Genomic DNA, 16,670 nt, shown 5'->3' with positions numbered 1-16,670 from the left:
AGGCAGCAGAACCTTCGTGGAGGCGATGGGGAATGAAACAGGACGTTCAGGACTTGCGGGGAGTTCCACTGACCGCATTGTTTCGCGGGGAATCCGTCCTCAAGAAGATTCAGATCGCGCTGTTCGCATTGTTCTTGACGGGCCCGTTGGTGACACTTTCAATCTTCGGCCTTCCTGATCTCTATGAACGGCGCGACTTCACGTCTTTTCCGACGCTTGGTCACTTACTCTCAAATGATAATGTCGGGCGCAAACAACTTTCGGACGCCCTGATCGAACGATTCTACCCTCGAAAATGGGCCGTGAGCGCCCGCAATTGGATTGATTGGCGCTTCTTTGGCTTTCTCGACACCGACACCGTTGTCTCCGGCGGGAACGGATATCTCTTCTACAAACCAGGCATCGTCAGCCGGGACTGCTCAAAGAAGGACGATATCACCGCCAGTCTCGAAGCCTACCGCCTTCACATGGCTCTAGCCGCAGCGGCGGGCATGGATTTGATGATCACGATGTCGCCGAACAAGGAAACGGTCGAGAGGGACTCTGTGACTGGCCGAGCCGCGATCTATGCCAAGTGCTACGACGAAATCCGCCAGATCGAGACCGATGCGTACCAACGCTATGGCCGTGGCATGTTTCACAGCCACGAGGATTCGATTCGTCGAATTGGCGCGCGCGTCGGCCAGCGCTATGCCCGCTACGACACCCACTGGGTGCCCGCGATGCACATCGCAGCAATCGAAGACATACGCGAATGGCTTGGCTATCCCGCCCGCCTTGTGACCATAAACACCACCACGCAGACTAGAAACATGGAACTGACGGGGATGGTCGCGCAGAACGACCCAGAGAGTATTCCTGACGCCGTCGATGACGATCTAGCAAAATGGGCTGCCCAGTTGCAGAAGATCCCCGGCCGGACAGTGATTCTTCACGACTCATTTTACATGGCGCTCGCCAGACGGCTCAGCCCGCATTTCCAGGACGTCAAGTTCATCCATCTCGAGGACGCTGCCGCTGCGTTCCGTAACCGGCCCGATGCTCAATACCACGAAATCGTCGCGAGCCTAAAGCAGGCGGACCGGATCATCGTGAATTCGGTGGAGCGTTTTATGGCCATGCGCCATGTCAATTCGGCATTGTCGTGGGATAGCGTTCTTGGTCAGGAAATCCTTCGCCGCAATAGTATCGCGGCAGAGGTGCGCTGCGGTTTCGATTCCGCAGCGGACGCACCTGAATCGTCTTTGAGCCTCAAGAATCTAGAACGTGTTTCACCGACCCGTTTCCATGTCACCTCGGAGGATCCCTACATTCTGATTGAGCCGGGCGTCGCCCCGGCCGGAACCAAAACCTTCTGCTTCTCGCTCGCCATCAAGGCCCCTGGATCGGAGATTGTTGGCTTGGCGATACCTGGCCGCGGTGCGGGATTTTCCAAATATTCCGTTGTAACTGTGCCGCTGGACCACCAAGGACGAGGCGAGATCAATTTGCTGCTGCCGGCCGACTATATGGGCAGCGTCTTCCGCATTACGCCGACATTCAGCAGTCAGGACTTCGAAATTGACCGTCTTAAGACTCGTTGGCAGTAGCGGACGTGCCCGGCTCATTGAGCTTTTCAGGCAATGCTGCGCGATTGAGACGCCACAGTGGGCGTTGAACGAACCTCCTCTAATGTCACGTCTCGATCACGTGACGTTCGATATGCTAGAAAGGAGATTACATGCGTTGGGTATTCCATGTGGGATTTCCAAAGACCGCCACGACATCCATTCAGGCGGTTTTGCCCAAGCTTTCCGGAGTATTTTTTGCCGGGAAGGAACAGGGGTTTGTACATGGCCAGCATGGCGAACTGATACTTCGGCGCTGGTTGCCAAACCTGACCCGATGGAACACGCCAGTTCATCTGCTCGCGGAATGGCGGCGCGAAATTGAAAACTTGGCCACGGCGGCCGGCGCAGCGACCGTTGCGGTATCAGAAGAAGACCTCACGAATTTTCCAGCGGCCATGCCGCCCCTCGAAATCTGCCTCAATATCGCGAGCCTCTTCGGCCCCGATGTGAGTTTCGTCTTTGTCGTGAGAAATCACTGGGATCTGCTCAGATCCACCTACAAGGAGCGCGTGAAGAATGGGATGCCTTACGACTTCAGGCATTTCTGCGTCGATCTGATCTCAACGCGCCACTATGGCATGCTGCACAAGTGGAATTACGCTCGCCTCTTTTCGTCGATGGCACAGTCCGGGCTCGATTTGAACGTCTTTCTGTTCGAACGATTTATCTCTGACCAATCGTATCGGGACCGGTTTTTTTCCGTAATGGGTGCGGTCGAGCCGCCGCAGGAGATACCGCACGAAAACCCCACGGCGGACGATCAGGCTCTCGAGTGGCTGCGGACTCAGAACCTGGCAATGCTTGGCGGGACGTTTGCGCTGGCGCCCGTGCCTTCCGAGTTCTTAAAGATGCATGAGCGCGATCGTGCCCAACTCGAGTGGCTTGCCCATTACTTAGACGTTTCAGACGGTACGTTTTCGGCTTGGAGCGTGGAGATGCGCGAAAAAATCAAGCTGCATTGGGTTCTCAATCAAGATCCCAAAAGCGCGGCAACAGGGATCGATTGGTCACTTCCGCCAAAACTTACCGAAGAATTGATGCAAATATTCGATGCCTCGTGCTTCGGACTCGACGTGTTCGTGGGTGAACCATCCGCGCCGTATGGATACGCGCAGCCTCCCACCTGACTGAAGCAGACAGCTGCATTCCAACTTGCAGCTCTTCGATCAATATGTGTCCGCCAGAGTTGGGGTTGTGCCTTGATTCACGGACATCGCCGTGGGACAAGCTGCGCCGACCCGATGCAAGAGTTGTAGCATACCATGATCGGAGCGAGGATGCGGATTTTCATTACAGGCGGAGCGGGGTTCATTGGCAGGCGCCTGTGTGCACTGCTCAAGGTCGACCACGAGGTCACCGTCTACGATAATTTTCTCCCTCAGGTGCATGGAGCAGACGCGGCGCCGTCGCCGATGCTGGAAGGCGTCCACGTCATTAGGGGAGATGTGCGAGACGCAGCGGCACTTGCCGCGGCGTTCCGCGAGGCGCGACCGGAGCGCGTCTATCACCTCGCTTCGGAAACCGGAACGGGCCAGTCCTACGACGAGCCGACCCGCTACAACATGGTCAACATCATAGGCACGTCCCACCTCATCGACGCGGTCCGGGCGCAGGTCGGCGTAGGCAGGGTGCTCGTCGCGGGTTCGCGCTCCGTCTATGGCGAGGGTGCGTGTGTTGATGCACGCGGCAAACATGTCCTAGCGAGGGCCCGCACGGCTGAGGACATGGCGAAGGGAATATTCACGCCGCGCAGCGCGACGGACGAACTGCTGACCCCCGTCGCTACGCGCGCCGCCATTTGTCCGGCGAGCCCCGCATCGATCTACGCCTCGACCAAGCTCTTGCAGGAATATCTACTAGCGCAGGCGTTCTGGGGCACTGATGTCGAGGTCGGGATTCTGCGCCTGCAAAACGTCTACGGACCGGGACAATCGCTTTCCAATCCCTACACGGGGGTAATCTCGATCTTTCGCAAGCAGATTGAGGAAGAGTCTACCCTCAACATCTACGAGGACGGTGCCATCGTCCGCGACTTCGTCTACGTAGATGACGTGGCGCGGGCCTTTGCGTTGATCGGGCTTGCCGAGAAGTGTCCGAGCGAAGTGCTCGACATCGGCTCGGGCGAACCCACGCAAATCATTGACATGGCGCGGATGCTGCTGGTCATGATGGGACAGCCGAAGGACAAGCTTCGGGTGACCGGGCAATTTCGCGCCGGCGACGTGCGCTACGCAGTGGCCGATATTTCCGACACGATCCGACACCTCGACTGGCGACCGCAGGTGACCCTTGAGGCCGGCATGTCGAAGTTTTTGGAGTGGGGCGGGGAGTGAAATCTCCGTCCGATCCGCGCCGAAGCGAAAATCTCGCTGAGCTGGCAGCCGATTTTCGATGGGCGCGGAGATCGCATTTCTCATCGCACTGAGAAAGTGGTTACGGATATGGTCGACTTTCTGATCAGCTAGCCACAGATGAGTATATTATGATGGGGAACACTTCCTACGTGGAGTGTGTGCGAGGCTGGATAAACCGATACGCAAATCAGCGATGGTGCCATGTTCATGATGCGGCAGCGCATGTTAAATGGACATGAATTTCCAAAGTCAGACTGGAGCAGGAAGATTGTTGACCTCTGCATTCCAAGATTAGCCCGATTCGGGGACGAATTTACGGCAACGAATTCCGGCCGAAAGAACGGGCACTGAGGCAGAAAACTGAATGACTTTATACCTGCACATCGGCCCGCCCAAGACCGGCACCACTTACATTCAAGAGATGTTCGTCGCGAACCTGGAAGTCTTTCGTGGTCCGGAATTTTGCTATCCGGTACTCGGGCGCGACATGACTGTTCACGGCCGATACCCAGGCCATCACGGGTTTTCGTTAGCGGCCGAGAAGTATATTGGCGATGAGGCTGATCCAGATCTTTATTCGAAATGGATCGATATTTTGAGAAATAACAAAAACGTGATTCTGTCGGCTGAAGGCATGTCTGGATGGAGTTCATTATATATAAGGAAAATGCAAAGTATAGCGAATGGTTGCAATCACGATGTTGTTGTAGTATATTTCGTAAGAGAGCCAAGCGATCTTCTGTATTCTCAATGGAAAGAGGAGGCTAAGCTTGGTTTCGGTGAAGAGTTAAGCGAATTTCTGATAAAGCACCTGATAGATCCGAAATATTCGTGGAGGTATAATCCTATTGGGGACCTTCTTAAATTTAAATTTGAATCAGATGAGTTTGATTGTCACATATATCTATACGATGTTCTCGTACGACAAAAGGAAGATATATTTTTGGCTATGGCAAGAAATTCTTTCGGCATAAGTGATCTTTCCGCAAGCGGCGGTGGCGCCAACGAATCCCATACCATCGAAGTAATTGACTCGATGTTGAGGTTCAAAGAACATCTTGGCGAAGAGCATGGTGCCTTGGGAGGGCAAGTCAGAGAAGCGATGTACGCGTTACAACTCAAGGAAATGCCGGATATTTATGGAACAATCGAAAGAATATACATAGAAAATCTGCCAAAAAGGAATATTTTACTTTCTAGGGACACTTACCACCATGAGATGCTGGAGCAGGAAATCGCAAGCTACGACCGACTTGGAAAATATCTAAGGACGCAGGTTCCGGAAAATGGGATTTTCCCTAAAGATCCCCTTACGCTGCATTACTATGATCGAAGGGACGTTTGGGCCAACGCCACCGTCAGCAACCAGTTGAGGCGCCTTGCCGATCGCCTCAAGCCCTATTTGCAAAGTGCCGCCGTAGCACCCGGGGGTTGGTTGGCGCCGCTGAAGGAATCCTCCTGACATTGCGGATCGCGGCGATCCGCCCGAAACCGGCTTGACGGACGATGACAAAATGTTGCATCGCCCCCGTCTTTCCAAAAGAATGGGCGAAGGTGATCTTATGCGATGCTATGCGATTTATGTCCTCCATGATGATGTCAGCGAGACTTCGGCGGCACTTGCAGGGGAGGCCTTGCGCCGCATCAAGGGCTCTGCGGACTATCTATTGGTGGTGGCGCTGGCTCCTTTCAACAGTACAGTCGGCGTCCTTCTGGCCGATCTCGCTGACGCGGTCGTGGGCCCGCACGCTCGCCTGACGTTCAAGGAAGGGATTCGCCTGGGCCTGAAACACATCTATGAAACCGCGCCGGACCTGGCGGACTGCGTTTTGGTCACCGGATCGCATATGGCCGGGCCGATCGGGGTCTTCGAGCCATATCTAGAGCGGGCGCTCGCTTCGGACGCCGATCTTGTGGCGCCCTATTTCCACGCCCCGAAAATCGATCCGAGGCTCGCGGCGCGGGATCTTCCGGCAAGAATTCCCTATTTCGACTTCACTTTTTTCAAGCGCAGCCTGCTTGCACAGGAGAGTTTCCGTCGATTTTGGGACCGTGCCGAGCCTAGTTCGGACTACTGGTCGGATTTCCTTGGGATAGTGATCGCGTTCGGCCAGTTGGTCGAAAGCTCCGGCTTCAAGGTCGAGTATTTACTGGACCCGGAACAGCTAGAATCGTTCGATCCCCGCATGTTCGAGGTCCACAAACTCGTCGAACTCGGCGGTCCGGTCGTTCCGAAGGATGTGTTCCTGCTCGATCCGCTAATCCACGACTTACAAGCGATCTATGCCCGCCGGGCGCTCGATGCACTTGCACTGCGCGACCCGGAACTGTGCAATCTGCTGTGGAACGTGCTTTTGACAGAGGCGGAATTGCGTACGCTTCACACCAACCTCGAGGAGCACGCCGTTCTCGATGACCGCTACGTCGGGGAACCTAAAGACGAATGGAACTTCGGCACGGTGGCGGTGTTCATTCACGCTTTCTATATTGATGTGCTGAAAGACATCTGGCCTAGCCTAAAGCAACTCCCGGGCAAGGCAGACCTTTATATTTCAACTGCGTCCGAAGAGAACAAGGGGCATATCGAAGCCTTCATCGCGGATCAAGGTTGGCCGAGAGGGATGATCGAGGTCCGGGTGGTCGCCGCGAATCGCGGCCGCGACATGTCCGCGCTATTCATAACCTTTCAAGATGTCGTCCTTGCCGGAAATTACGAAGTGGCGCTGCGCCTCCATTCGAAACGGACGCCCCAGGTGGGCCGGCAGATCGGAAACTCATTCCGCGACCACCTACTCGACAATTTGATTTTCAATAGTGATTACGTGCGCAATCTTTACGATGTCCTAGATCAGAATCCCAAGATCGGCCTTGTCATACCGCCTACGGTGCATATCGGTTTCGGCACGCTCGGTCATGCTTGGTACACGAACAAGGCTCCCATGCTGAAGCTGGCGGCTCAGATTGGGATCAAAGTTCCCGTCGATCGCGACACGCCAGTGGCCGCTTACGGCACGATGTTCTGGTTTCGCACCGAGGCGCTGCGGCCCCTGTTCGAGCATCCCTGGAAATGGACGGACTTCAACCCCGAACCACACCATGTCGACGGCGGCCTAGCCCACCTTCTGGAAAGACTGATGGGCTATTGCGCCCAAAGCCGCCATTTCCGCACGCTCACGATCTGCAATCGTTACGCGGCTGCGCGCAATTATGTGAAGCTTGAATACAAACTGCAGCTTCTCGCAGCGCAACTTCCCAGCCACAACATCTCGATGCAGTATGAATATCTGTTGCAGAAGCGGTCAGAGGCGCCGATTCGTAGATGGATCCACAGGAAACTCGAACGCCTATATGCGGATCATGTTGTGCGCCGGCCGAGGCTTCTCAACCTGGTCCGGCCACTCGCCCATTTCGTGAGAAATTTGATCGCTCTTCGCTGAGGCCTCGGGCTCCCGGCGTTTGAGAGGCGCTTTAAGTCAGCGATTCCACCCGGCCGGCTCGAAGCGTCATTTTCTTTGTGCAAACGCGCTCGATGAGCGCTTCGTCGTGGCTGGCCAATACGATGATGCCGGCCTTTTCCGCCAGTTCGTTCATCCGTTGTTTGGCTTTTTCCTGGAACGATGCGTCGCCGGCGCCGATCCATTCATCCATGAGCAGAATTTCGGGCTCGAGCGCGGTCGCCGCCGCAAATGCCAGGCGTGCCGCCATGCCCTGGCTATACGCCTTGAACGGCAGGTCTATGAAGTCACCCAGTTCGCTGAAATCGATTATCTCTTCCATCTTCTCTTCGATCTCGGCCGCCGTCCAACCTCTGATCAATCCCCTCAGCACGATGTTCCTGCGCCCGGTGGCCTCGGGGCGAAACCCTATGTTGATGTTGAACAGGGCATCGACCTTGCCCGCGATCGATATCGTGCCACCCGACGGCTGATAGATTCCATATAGAACCTTGAGCAGCGTCGTCTTGCCGGCGCCATTCGGGCCGACAAGGCCCAGTCGGTCGCCTGCCTTGAGTTCGAAGCTAACATCGTCGAGCGCCTGCACGACCTGCTTGCTGCCCGACTTGGCTATGTTGCCGCCAAGAGCGCTGCGACGCCTGCCAGGCGCCGAAAGTGTCAATTTTTCGAACAGACGATAAACGAGGCTGACATTGTTCAGTTGGATGGATGTCATGGAACTCAGATCAGGAAAACGATGCGTTTGCGATAACGGCCCAGCAACAGCAGCGCAAGAGCCCATAGGCCGAGACTGATGTAACCAGCCACGGCCAATGCGTGCGTCGGAAATATGCCGGCCGTGATCGGCTCACGCACGCCCTCCAGGAAATAGGTGAAGGGATTCCAATGATAGGCATACTTTTGGACGCCTTCCTGGCCGCTATAGACCCAGAAGACCGGCGTGAAGAACATGCCGACCCGCATCAGATTCCCGACGATGAACTCACTATCGGGAAAGAAAGCGCCCAAGAACGCAAAAACCGTTACGAATGCAGGCGTTGCCAGGATGATGAGCAGCAGACCCAACAGCGATAGCAGCCAATTCGTGCTGATTCCGTAACCGCCCAGCAGCAGAACAAGAACGCAACCCGCCAACGAATAAGCAGCCCTGATGATGCATTGCATCGTCAATCGCATCACATAGACGAACAACGGCAGCGTCGTGCCTTGAATGAAGCTCGCTTCTCGCTGGAAGAGCGACACGCTCATAGTGATGGTTTCGGTGAGGTAGAACCAGACCAGCATGCCGATGGCTACATAGGCTATATAGCTTGGGTTGCTGGCGTCTGTGGTCACGAAAACAAAGACAAAAGTGCCGACGAAAGCGAAATAATTGACCAGCATCCAAAGCGGGCCGAGCGTCGTTCGTCTGTGCTGGTCGCCGATGTCCTCGTGGGCAAGCGCGATCCAGACCCGGTGTAATCTCATGGCTTTTGAGATGTCGTCAAAAGCGCCGTTTAGTGCCGCAATCATAGCTGGGAGTATCGCAATCCGTTGTTCTGGCGCATTATTCTTCGCTGGCCATAGCGAACCACCAAGCCCGTCTCTAATAGCCATTTCGGTGGGCATGTGGCAACGCATTGCGTCGTAACGCGGTGGGGAGCAGAGTCAACTGCGGCAAAACTGAACGCATGCTGATGCTGTGTGGCTTATCTATTAGCGTTTGGTAATGTTGACTTTACGGCAATCGCCCCAGCATGATCCATGTTCTCCGCTGGAAGCCTCTTCCCGAAAAAACCTCTAGCTATGCCCTCGCCCCCGCAGTATGCGATAGAGGACGGCGGGGGCCGGGGATGGCACTTAAGGTGGATTGGTCGCGAAGTAACTTCGTGTTCGCACTTCGCTGGTGTCGATGCCCTTGAGCCTGGAGTCTAGTGCCGTCCAATGAATTCCCACCTAGAAGCTGTGTTCGGGCTCAGGCCACAGATGCGGCGCGCCTTCATCATGGTCCAGGACGTGGTCATGGTCCTGGTCGCCGTGGCGCTCAGCCTTATCCTTTCGCGGTCGAATCTTTCGTTCGAAGCGCTCTCCAACGAGGGTCTGGCGACATGGGCGGGCATCGTCGTCATCAGCCATTTGCTGTTCCGCTACAGTGGCCTCTACACCACCGTCTGGCGCTTCGCCTCGACGCCGGACTTTTTCAATATCCTGAAGAGCTGCGCGATTTTGACGTTCACTCTTTACATGGCGTCGCTGCTGCTGCGTTTTTACCGGCCGGTGGCGGGGCTCAACGAGCGTCAGTTCATCGTCTTCTTCCTCGTCTCCTTCACCATCATATCGGCACCCCGGCTGTTCTACCGCTTCCTGCGTGACGGCGCGAGCTGGGGGATTCTGAGCCGCAAGACCGACGCCAGGCAGGCCAAGCGCGCTCTGTTCGTCGGCCGGCTCGGCGAGGCCGACCTGATCATTCGCTTCACCCGCACGGCGCAACCGGCGGACTATTCCATCGCAGGCATCATGGCGACCGAGCGCGGCGCGCCGTTGGGTACGCGGATCCAAGGTGTTCCCGTGGTGGCGACCATGCCGCGCCTGATCGATGTCCTGGAAGACTATGCGACCGGCACCAAAAGCCTGGACCTGCTGATTTTCGGCAGCGGCGCCGAGCACGAAATCGAAGACTATTCGGAACTTGTGCGCATTGCCCGGCACGGCGACATAAATGTGGTGCAGTTCTCAGGCCTTTCGGAGTTGGAACAGCACGGAAAGCTGGTTCTCGACACCGTCGAGATGGAAACGATCCTGCGCCGTCCGACGGTCGCGGCCGACATCCAGCGCATCGGCGCCTTTGTCGGGGGCAAACGCGTTCTGGTGACCGGCGGTGCCGGTTCTATCGGCCAGACGCTGGTCAAGCGGTCGCTGGAACTGGGAGCCGAGGCGGTGCTGGTCGCCGACAACTCCGAGTTCGGCATTTTCCAGCTAAGCCAGTATGTTGACGAGAAGGACCACGACCGCCTCAAGGTCCGCATCGTCGATGTCGCGGACCGGCGCCAGATAATGCGTGTCGTCACGGAATTCCGGCCGGACATCATTTTTCATGCCGCGGCGCTCAAGCATGTTCCGCTGCTCGAGGAGAACTGGGATTCGGCCATCCAGACCAATATTTTCGGAACGCTCGTCTGTGCCGAGGTTGCCGCCAAGTGCGGGGTTGCGCAATTTGTCCTGATATCGAGCGACAAGGCGGTGGATCCCTCGTCAGTGCTTGGCATGACGAAGCGGGCCGCCGAACAGATCATCAGCGCCTTGCATGGCACGCCGGCAGGCGAGACAAGCGGGCGTCGCCCGGCCACCAAGTTCATTGCAGTGCGGTTCGGCAATGTCTTCGGCAGCAATGGTTCTGTGGCGACCATATTCCAGGCGCAGATCGAGGCCGGAGGGCCCGTCACCATTACCGACCGGCGCATGACGCGCTATTTCATGACCGTGGCCGAAGCCGTCGATCTCGTCATCATGTCGGCGGCCGATGCCGCGTCGCGGCAGAGCGGAGACGATTATGCCGTCTATATGCTCGACATGGGCAAGCCGGTGCCGATCCTTGAAGTGGCCGAAACGATGATCCGCTTGTCCGGAAAGAGCCCATACAAGGACATCGCGATCCGGTTCACCGGCATAAGGCCGGGCGAAAAACTCCACGAAACGCTGCATGGCGAAGACGAGGAACTCGTCGAACTCGGCATCTCGAAGATTTTCGGCCTCAGCACCGACGTCGTGGAATGGTCGGATGTCCAGGTCGCGCTCACGGCACTGCAGCAGTCGGCGAAAAACCAGGACAAGGCTGCCGCGCTCGCCGCATTGGCGAGCCTTGACCGCGCCAAGAAGGCCCGGGAAAGCCCTCATCAGGGCGCGATCCCGAAAACGGCGGGGCAGGCGAGCTAGGCCCGGTTCAGAATTCAGAAAGCGATCTTGCTCGTGAGCAAAGATGATCTGCGCATCGCGGTCCTGATGGGCACGAAAGACGGCGCTACCTTCATCGAGGAGCAGCTGCAATCCCTGTTTGCGCAGTCGCACCCTCTGGTCGACCTGTGGATTTCAGACGATGGCTCCATCGATGGCACGACCGCCATCGTCGAGACATGGAAATCCCGCTGGCGGCCCAAGGGGCGGATGACGCTCGTAGAGGGGCCGCGGCAAGGCTTTGCCGCCAATTTCCGCTCCATGATCGTCGATCGGCGCATCGAGGCGGACTGCTATGCCTTCTGCGACCAGGACGATATCTGGGAGCCCGACAGGCTGGAGAGCGCTATCGACTGGATGCGGACCCAGGATGCGAAAACCCCGCTGATGTTTTGTTCGCGAACCGCGACCATGACGGAAACAGGAAGCCTTGTCGGCCATTCGCCGCTGTTTGCCCGGCCGCCATCCTTTCGCAATGCGCTTGTGCAAAGCATCGCCGGCGGCAACACAATCCTGCTCAACGCTGCGGCACGCGACCTGCTGGCCAGGGCCTCCACGAGGACCGGGTTCGTCAGCCACGACTGGTGGGCCTATCTCATCGTGACCGCCGCCGGCGGCATCGTCCGCTACGATCCGCGACCGTTGGTGCGCTACCGGCAGCACGCGGCAAACCTGGTCGGCGCCAACGTGTCCTGGAAAGCAAGGTTCTCCCGGCTTGGCCGCCTGTTCAAGGGGGAATTCGCCGGCTGGACGGACCTCAACCTCGACGGTCTCGCCGTCAATCGCGATCTCCTGACCGAGGACGCGACGGCGTGCCTCGACCTTTTCATCCGCGGGCGCAACGGTGGCCTTTCCCGCCGCTTGGCAGGCTTGCGCCAAAGCGGCGTCTATCGGCAGACCGTTTCCGGAAACATTGGGCTCTATCTCGCCTTCATCCTGGGGCGCATCTGAACATTGCGACGGCTGCGTGGCGCGCTTGGTCAAGAGATCGGCTCATGCTACGTCGACCGGATTGACGGCATTGGCCTGCGGCGTTGCCTCGGGACTTCGGCAGGGAGCACTATCGGCCGTTCATGAAGGCAGCCAAGCAAATCTTCGATATTGCCGGTGCGGCTCTGCTGCTGGTGGCGACATCTCCTGTCTTGGCGCTCACCGTCCTTGCCGTTCGGGCATCGTCGCCGGGCCCGGCTATTTTTTCGCAGGTGCGGGTCGGCCGCGACGGTCGGCTTTTCCGCTGCCACAAGTTGCGCACCATGTATGTCGGGACGCCGTCGCTACCCTCGCATGAGGCGCCGGCGGATTCCGTGACATCGGTCGGGAAGGTCTTACGGAAGTTCAAGCTCGACGAGCTGCCGCAATTCTGGAACGTCCTGAAGGGCGAAATGAGCCTGGTCGGGCCGCGCCCCTGCCTGCCGACCCAAACGGAGTTGATCGAGTGTCGCAGGCGGCTGGGGGTTTTGGCGGCGCTGCCGGGCATAACCGGCCTGGCCCAGATCAGGGGCATCGACATGTCGAACCCGGAGCTTTTGGCCGAAACGGATGCTGCCTACCTCCGCACTGCGTCGTTCTGGCTCGACCTTCGGATACTGTTTGGAACGCTCTACCGCAGACCATGATCCCAAAAAGTGGAAGCCGGTTTTTGGAAAAGATCATGGTCAAGCAAGAAAGTCAGGATCTACCGAGCCGCGCCAGCTCGGCCAGCCGCTCGACCGTGCGGGCTTCAGGCGTCCACCCCTGCGATACCAGCAGGGCGGGGTCGCATATCTGTGTCGCGGTCAGGCTGTCCCAGAACGCCCGCCTGCCGAGCGCGGCCACGACCGGCCGTATCAGACCGGCCGGCACAGCCATCAGGCGCTCACGCCGCCCCAAACCTCTGCGAAAGGCGGCGATGATGGCCTCGACGGCGACCGGAGGCACATCGGCGCCGACATAGATCGGGCGAAGCGGTCCGGAATGGCTGAGCAGGTGCGACACTGCTCGCACCGCGGCCTCGGAAGACATCAGCGAGCGGATTCCGGTCAAGGCACCCGTCGGCAGCGGCAGCGGCGTATCGGCAAGGCGCATCAGCGTTGCCAGATTCCCCCTCATGCCGCTTCCATAAACCGGAGGCAGGCGCAACACGGCGGCGTCGGAGCGGCCGTGTAACGCGTAGGCGTCCAAAACCCAGATCTCGCCTTCGCGCTTCGAGCGTCCATAGGCGCATTGTGGGGCAGGAAGCGTGTCCTCGTCGATCGTTGCGCTGACATGCGCGCCGATCACCGCTCGGATCGAGGAGAGATGAATGAAACGTCCGCTTATCTGGGCGGCCGCGGCATGCGCCAGCCTTGCGCTCAGTTCCACATTGGCCGCCTGGTAATCGGCTTCGGTTGCATTTCCCCGATCATTGTTGAGGCCGGCGCAATGGACGACGTCAGTCATATGCCGGGTCAGTTCCAGGAAGGCCGCGGCCGGCGCATCGAAGCCGGGCATCGGCACAGTCTCGTTCTCCGAACCAAGCCTCTCGGGATGGCGGGAGGCGAGGCGAAGCTCGGCACCGGCTTCGCGAAGGTGGCGCACGACAAGGCGCCCGATGAAACCTGTCGCGCCCGTGACCAGAACCTTCATGGCCTTACCCGAAACAGCTCTTTGGTGACTGATGGAAGTGCTCGCTCTTCCATCACTGGTGCAAGTGCCTGCTCTTCCAACAAAGGAACATGGCGTCCGGAGGCGAGATATGTTCCGCTCACCATGAAGACCATCAGCACCGAGTCCAGAATGTCATGGCCGATCAGGATGCCTGTCATTCCGGCCGTCAGATAGGTGATCACCACGACAACAATCATGGTCGCGCCGAACCGCTCGCTCGGATCGTTGCTGTTTCGCAAGACGCGGGCGGCATTTCCAGCGGCAACGATAAAGATCGCCGCCAGCGTCACGGCACCCAGAATTCCCGCTTGCACCAAGGCGGTCAGGAAGCCGTTGTGAAAATGGTTGAAGCCTGTGTCCATCGCGAACTGCTCATGAAAGCCCTGCTTGATCAGATGCTGGGTTGCACCCACACCGTGCCCGAACAGTGGCATGTCATGGAATGCTTTGAGGCCGATCTCCCAAAGCGCAACACGTATTCCCAACGAGGTGTCGTAATTGCCGCCAGCCCCAAGCGCACCCCAATCGGAGCGCAAAAAGTCGACCCGCCCGGATATCGCCTGGAAGCTGGAAGCGGCGATCACGACGCCGACCGCTGCCAGCAGCAGCAGCAGGCGAACGGCATTCCTGCCTCTGAGCCTGTGCCGGTTGATCAGCATGACGGCGATGCCGGCGATCAGCAGTGCCAGCCAGACGATACGCGAGCCGGAATAGATGACGGCGATCGTCCCTGCCAGTGCCGCGTAGAAGAGGGGTGTCCGGGCTTGCTCAACACCGGACAAGGCGCCAGCCACACACATCACCACGGCAAGGCACACCACGGTTGCGAAGACGATCGGATTTCCGGCTCCCCCCTCGGCCCTGACGCCAATCCAATATTGCTGGATGACGGCCATGAGCAGCGCGGCAAAACAGGCGGCCATGCTGGAAAGCACGATGATGCGGGTAAGCGTGGTTTTCTGCGTGATGCTCCAGGTCGAATAGGACACGGGAAAAAACAGGAAGGTGACGAGCGGGATAAGATGTGGCGCATCCCGGGCGAACGAATTGTTGACGATGGAAGCCAGGAGATTGGAGGCGCAGTAGGCATAGATCGCGACCGTCATCCAGATCACGGGCCGGTCGGCGTTGAAGCGCCTTTTCCCTGAAGCAATCAGCAGGGCTGACGAAAGGCCTCCGCCATTGAACACAAAGCTGACCACCGACCCCAGAACCGGTGGAAAAAAGAAGCAAAGGATGGAGAAGTAGTTGTTGATCCGCGAAGGCGTGAATTGCTGTCTCAGGGATGAAAGCCGGGTCAATTTTCGGACTCGCTGTCTTCGGCAAGTTTCATGCGGCGGATCTTGTTTGGCGAAGTTGAATGCGCTCGCCTCGAAATTGCCTCATGCCTCATGATGCACTTGCCCGCTTCCCGAGGCTGGTATAGCGGCTGCCCCCCATTTTCGATAGTGTATAGGGCAGATTGCCACCGAAAATCCGCGGCAGGCGCGGGCCGACCAGAGGAAGTCCCTTGAAAGCCGCAGCTGATCCATTCAAGCAATATTTTCCCCGCGTTTTCTGGGCCGTTGAGCTTGCAGGCAGGAATTTCCGGATTTGCCGGCATCTGTGGAAAATTCATTCTCGAACCATGTGCGGCCGGGTCAGTCCAGCATTGTTCTTGACAATGGCGATCTGCTAGAACGCCGGCACGAGAAAGAACGTCCAGAAACAAGGCTCGAACCGGGCGCGAAGAGCTCGATGATTTGAGGCAAGGTCTTCTGTTGGAAGATACGAAAGAACGCCCACGGCCCATGACAACAGCGCTTACGCATCTTCAGCGGCTTGAAGCCGAGTCCATACATATATTCCGTGAGGTTGCGGCCGCTTTTGCCAAGCCGGTCATGCTCTATTCGGTTGGCAAGGATTCATCCGTGTTGATGCATCTGGCGATGAAGGCGTTTTATCCCGCCAAGCCGCCGTTCCCCTTTCTTCACGTCGACACGACGTGGAAGTTCCGCGAGATGATCGCCTTTCGCGATCAGATGGCGCAGAAACTCGGCTTCGATCTCCTGGTTCATGTCAACGAAGACGGCGTGCGCGACAACATCAATCCGTTCGACCATGGTTCGAACACCCACACCCATGTCATGAAGACCGTGGCGCTGCGCCAGGCGCTCGACAAATACGGTTTCGATGCGGCCTTTGGCGGCGCTCGTCGCGACGAGGAGAAATCGCGCGCCAAGGAGCGCATCTTTTCCTTCCGCAACGCCCAGCATGTGTGGGATCCGAAGAACCAGCGCCCCGAAATGTGGAAGATATTCAACACCCGCATCGCATCGGGTGAATCGATCCGCGTCTTTCCGCTGTCGAACTGGACCGAACTCGATATCTGGCAGTACATCCTGCAGGAAAGTATCCCGATCGTGCCGCTCTATTTCGCCAAGGAACGACCGGTGGTGGAACGCGACGGCATGCTGATCCTGCGGGATGACGAGCGCATGAAACTGCGCCCCGGCGAGACAGTGGAGAACAGGCTGGTGCGGTTCCGCACGCTTGGTTGCTATCCGCTGACCGGCGCCATCGAATCGGATGCCGACACGCTGGAAGCCATCGTCGGCGAAATGCTGACGGCACGCACGTCCGAACGGCAGGGTCGCCTGATCGACCGCGATGAAGCCGGCTCGATGGAAAAGAAGAAGCGCGAGGGGTACTTTTGA

General features: G+C 57.9%; 13 protein-coding genes. 9 read left to right on the top strand and 4 right to left on the bottom strand.

Annotated elements, in window-relative coordinates; translation table 11 throughout:
- The first annotated feature begins 32 nt into the window (after nucleotides 1-32).
- From NKJ67_RS04735 to NKJ67_RS04715, 5 genes are all read left to right on the top strand, one after another.
- Nucleotides 33-1,589, top strand: coding sequence for an alginate O-acetyltransferase AlgX-related protein (locus tag NKJ67_RS04735; protein WP_352580677.1), 1,557 nt, complete (start codon nucleotides 33-35; stop codon nucleotides 1,587-1,589).
- A gap of 131 nt (nucleotides 1,590-1,720) precedes the next feature.
- A complete protein-coding gene (locus NKJ67_RS04730) occupies nucleotides 1,721-2,737 on the top strand; it encodes a hypothetical protein (RefSeq protein WP_063171697.1) in 1,017 nt (338 codons plus the stop codon).
- Between the two features lie 150 nt (nucleotides 2,738-2,887).
- On the top strand, nucleotides 2,888-3,943 hold the full coding sequence (locus NKJ67_RS04725; protein ID WP_063171698.1) for an NAD-dependent epimerase/dehydratase family protein: 1,056 nt from the start codon (nucleotides 2,888-2,890) through the stop codon (nucleotides 3,941-3,943).
- 385 nt (nucleotides 3,944-4,328) lie between these two features.
- A complete protein-coding gene (locus tag NKJ67_RS04720; protein WP_352580676.1) occupies nucleotides 4,329-5,426 on the top strand; it encodes a hypothetical protein in 1,098 nt (365 codons plus the stop codon).
- A gap of 34 nt (nucleotides 5,427-5,460) precedes the next feature.
- Nucleotides 5,461-7,401: a rhamnan synthesis F family protein gene (locus NKJ67_RS04715; RefSeq protein WP_352580675.1), complete on the top strand. Its 1,941-nt coding sequence runs from the start codon at nucleotides 5,461-5,463 to the stop codon at nucleotides 7,399-7,401.
- Between the two features lie 31 nt (nucleotides 7,402-7,432).
- Here NKJ67_RS04715 and NKJ67_RS04710 read toward each other — a convergent pair whose 3' ends face one another.
- Complete coding sequence (locus NKJ67_RS04710) at nucleotides 7,433-8,005, bottom strand: ABC transporter ATP-binding protein (RefSeq protein WP_352580674.1); 573 nt, start codon at nucleotides 8,003-8,005, stop codon at nucleotides 7,433-7,435.
- Between the two features lie 134 nt (nucleotides 8,006-8,139).
- Nucleotides 8,140-9,027: an ABC transporter permease gene (locus NKJ67_RS04705; protein ID WP_245475678.1), complete on the bottom strand. Its 888-nt coding sequence runs from the start codon at nucleotides 9,025-9,027 to the stop codon at nucleotides 8,140-8,142.
- A gap of 315 nt (nucleotides 9,028-9,342) precedes the next feature.
- On the opposite strand from NKJ67_RS04705, the gene NKJ67_RS04700 reads away from it, so the two are divergent.
- The 3 genes from NKJ67_RS04700 (at nucleotide 9,343) to NKJ67_RS04690 (ending at nucleotide 12,965) form a co-directional block, all read left to right on the top strand.
- Nucleotides 9,343-11,331 carry an SDR family NAD(P)-dependent oxidoreductase gene (locus NKJ67_RS04700; RefSeq protein WP_352580673.1) on the top strand — a complete coding sequence of 663 codons (1,989 nt, stop codon included), beginning with the start codon at nucleotides 9,343-9,345 and terminating at the stop codon, nucleotides 11,329-11,331.
- Between the two features lie 33 nt (nucleotides 11,332-11,364).
- Nucleotides 11,365-12,300: a glycosyltransferase family 2 protein gene (locus NKJ67_RS04695; RefSeq protein ID WP_352580672.1), complete on the top strand. Its 936-nt coding sequence runs from the start codon at nucleotides 11,365-11,367 to the stop codon at nucleotides 12,298-12,300.
- 122 nt (nucleotides 12,301-12,422) lie between these two features.
- On the top strand, nucleotides 12,423-12,965 hold the full coding sequence (locus tag NKJ67_RS04690; protein ID WP_127271926.1) for a sugar transferase: 543 nt from the start codon (nucleotides 12,423-12,425) through the stop codon (nucleotides 12,963-12,965).
- A gap of 52 nt (nucleotides 12,966-13,017) precedes the next feature.
- Here the strand turns inward: NKJ67_RS04690 and NKJ67_RS04685 are convergent, their stop codons facing one another.
- Together NKJ67_RS04685 and NKJ67_RS04680 are read right to left on the bottom strand one after the other, a co-directional pair.
- The gene (locus NKJ67_RS04685) at nucleotides 13,018-13,953 is read right to left on the bottom strand and encodes an NAD-dependent epimerase/dehydratase family protein (RefSeq protein WP_352580671.1); all 936 of its coding nucleotides are present in this window, start codon (nucleotides 13,951-13,953) and stop codon (nucleotides 13,018-13,020) included.
- On the bottom strand, nucleotides 13,950-15,275 hold the full coding sequence (locus NKJ67_RS04680) for an O-antigen ligase family protein (RefSeq protein WP_352580670.1): 1,326 nt from the start codon (nucleotides 15,273-15,275) through the stop codon (nucleotides 13,950-13,952). The genes NKJ67_RS04685 and NKJ67_RS04680 overlap by 4 nt, the downstream gene beginning before the upstream one ends.
- A gap of 489 nt (nucleotides 15,276-15,764) precedes the next feature.
- Between NKJ67_RS04680 and cysD the strand changes: the two genes are divergently transcribed.
- The gene (cysD, locus tag NKJ67_RS04675; protein WP_027035869.1) at nucleotides 15,765-16,670 is read left to right on the top strand and encodes a sulfate adenylyltransferase subunit CysD; all 906 of its coding nucleotides are present in this window, start codon (nucleotides 15,765-15,767) and stop codon (nucleotides 16,668-16,670) included.

The organism is Mesorhizobium sp. M0088, from assembly GCF_040322895.1.
GTDB lineage: Bacteria > Pseudomonadota > Alphaproteobacteria > Rhizobiales > Rhizobiaceae > Mesorhizobium.
Note: the sequence above shows the minus strand (reverse complement) of the source record. Positions and strands in the feature narration are given on the sequence as shown.

Excerpts from the sequence above, each read along its gene's own strand:
- NKJ67_RS04735 (WP_352580677.1), top strand. The coding sequence starts at position 33 with ATGAAACAGGACGTTCAGGACTTGCGGGGAGTTCCACTGACCGCATTG.
- NKJ67_RS04730 (WP_063171697.1), top strand. The coding sequence starts at position 1,721 with ATGCGTTGGGTATTCCATGTGGGATTTCCAAAGACCGCCACGACATCC.
- NKJ67_RS04725 (WP_063171698.1), top strand. The coding sequence starts at position 2,888 with ATGCGGATTTTCATTACAGGCGGAGCGGGGTTCATTGGCAGGCGCCTG.
- NKJ67_RS04720 (WP_352580676.1), top strand. The coding sequence starts at position 4,329 with ATGACTTTATACCTGCACATCGGCCCGCCCAAGACCGGCACCACTTAC.
- NKJ67_RS04705 (WP_245475678.1), bottom strand. The coding sequence starts at position 9,027 with ATGCCCACCGAAATGGCTATTAGAGACGGGCTTGGTGGTTCGCTATGG.
- NKJ67_RS04700 (WP_352580673.1), top strand. The coding sequence starts at position 9,343 with ATGAATTCCCACCTAGAAGCTGTGTTCGGGCTCAGGCCACAGATGCGG.
- NKJ67_RS04690 (WP_127271926.1), top strand. The coding sequence starts at position 12,423 with ATGAAGGCAGCCAAGCAAATCTTCGATATTGCCGGTGCGGCTCTGCTG.
- NKJ67_RS04685 (WP_352580671.1), bottom strand. The coding sequence starts at position 13,953 with ATGAAGGTTCTGGTCACGGGCGCGACAGGTTTCATCGGGCGCCTTGTC.
- cysD (WP_027035869.1), top strand. The coding sequence starts at position 15,765 with ATGACAACAGCGCTTACGCATCTTCAGCGGCTTGAAGCCGAGTCCATA.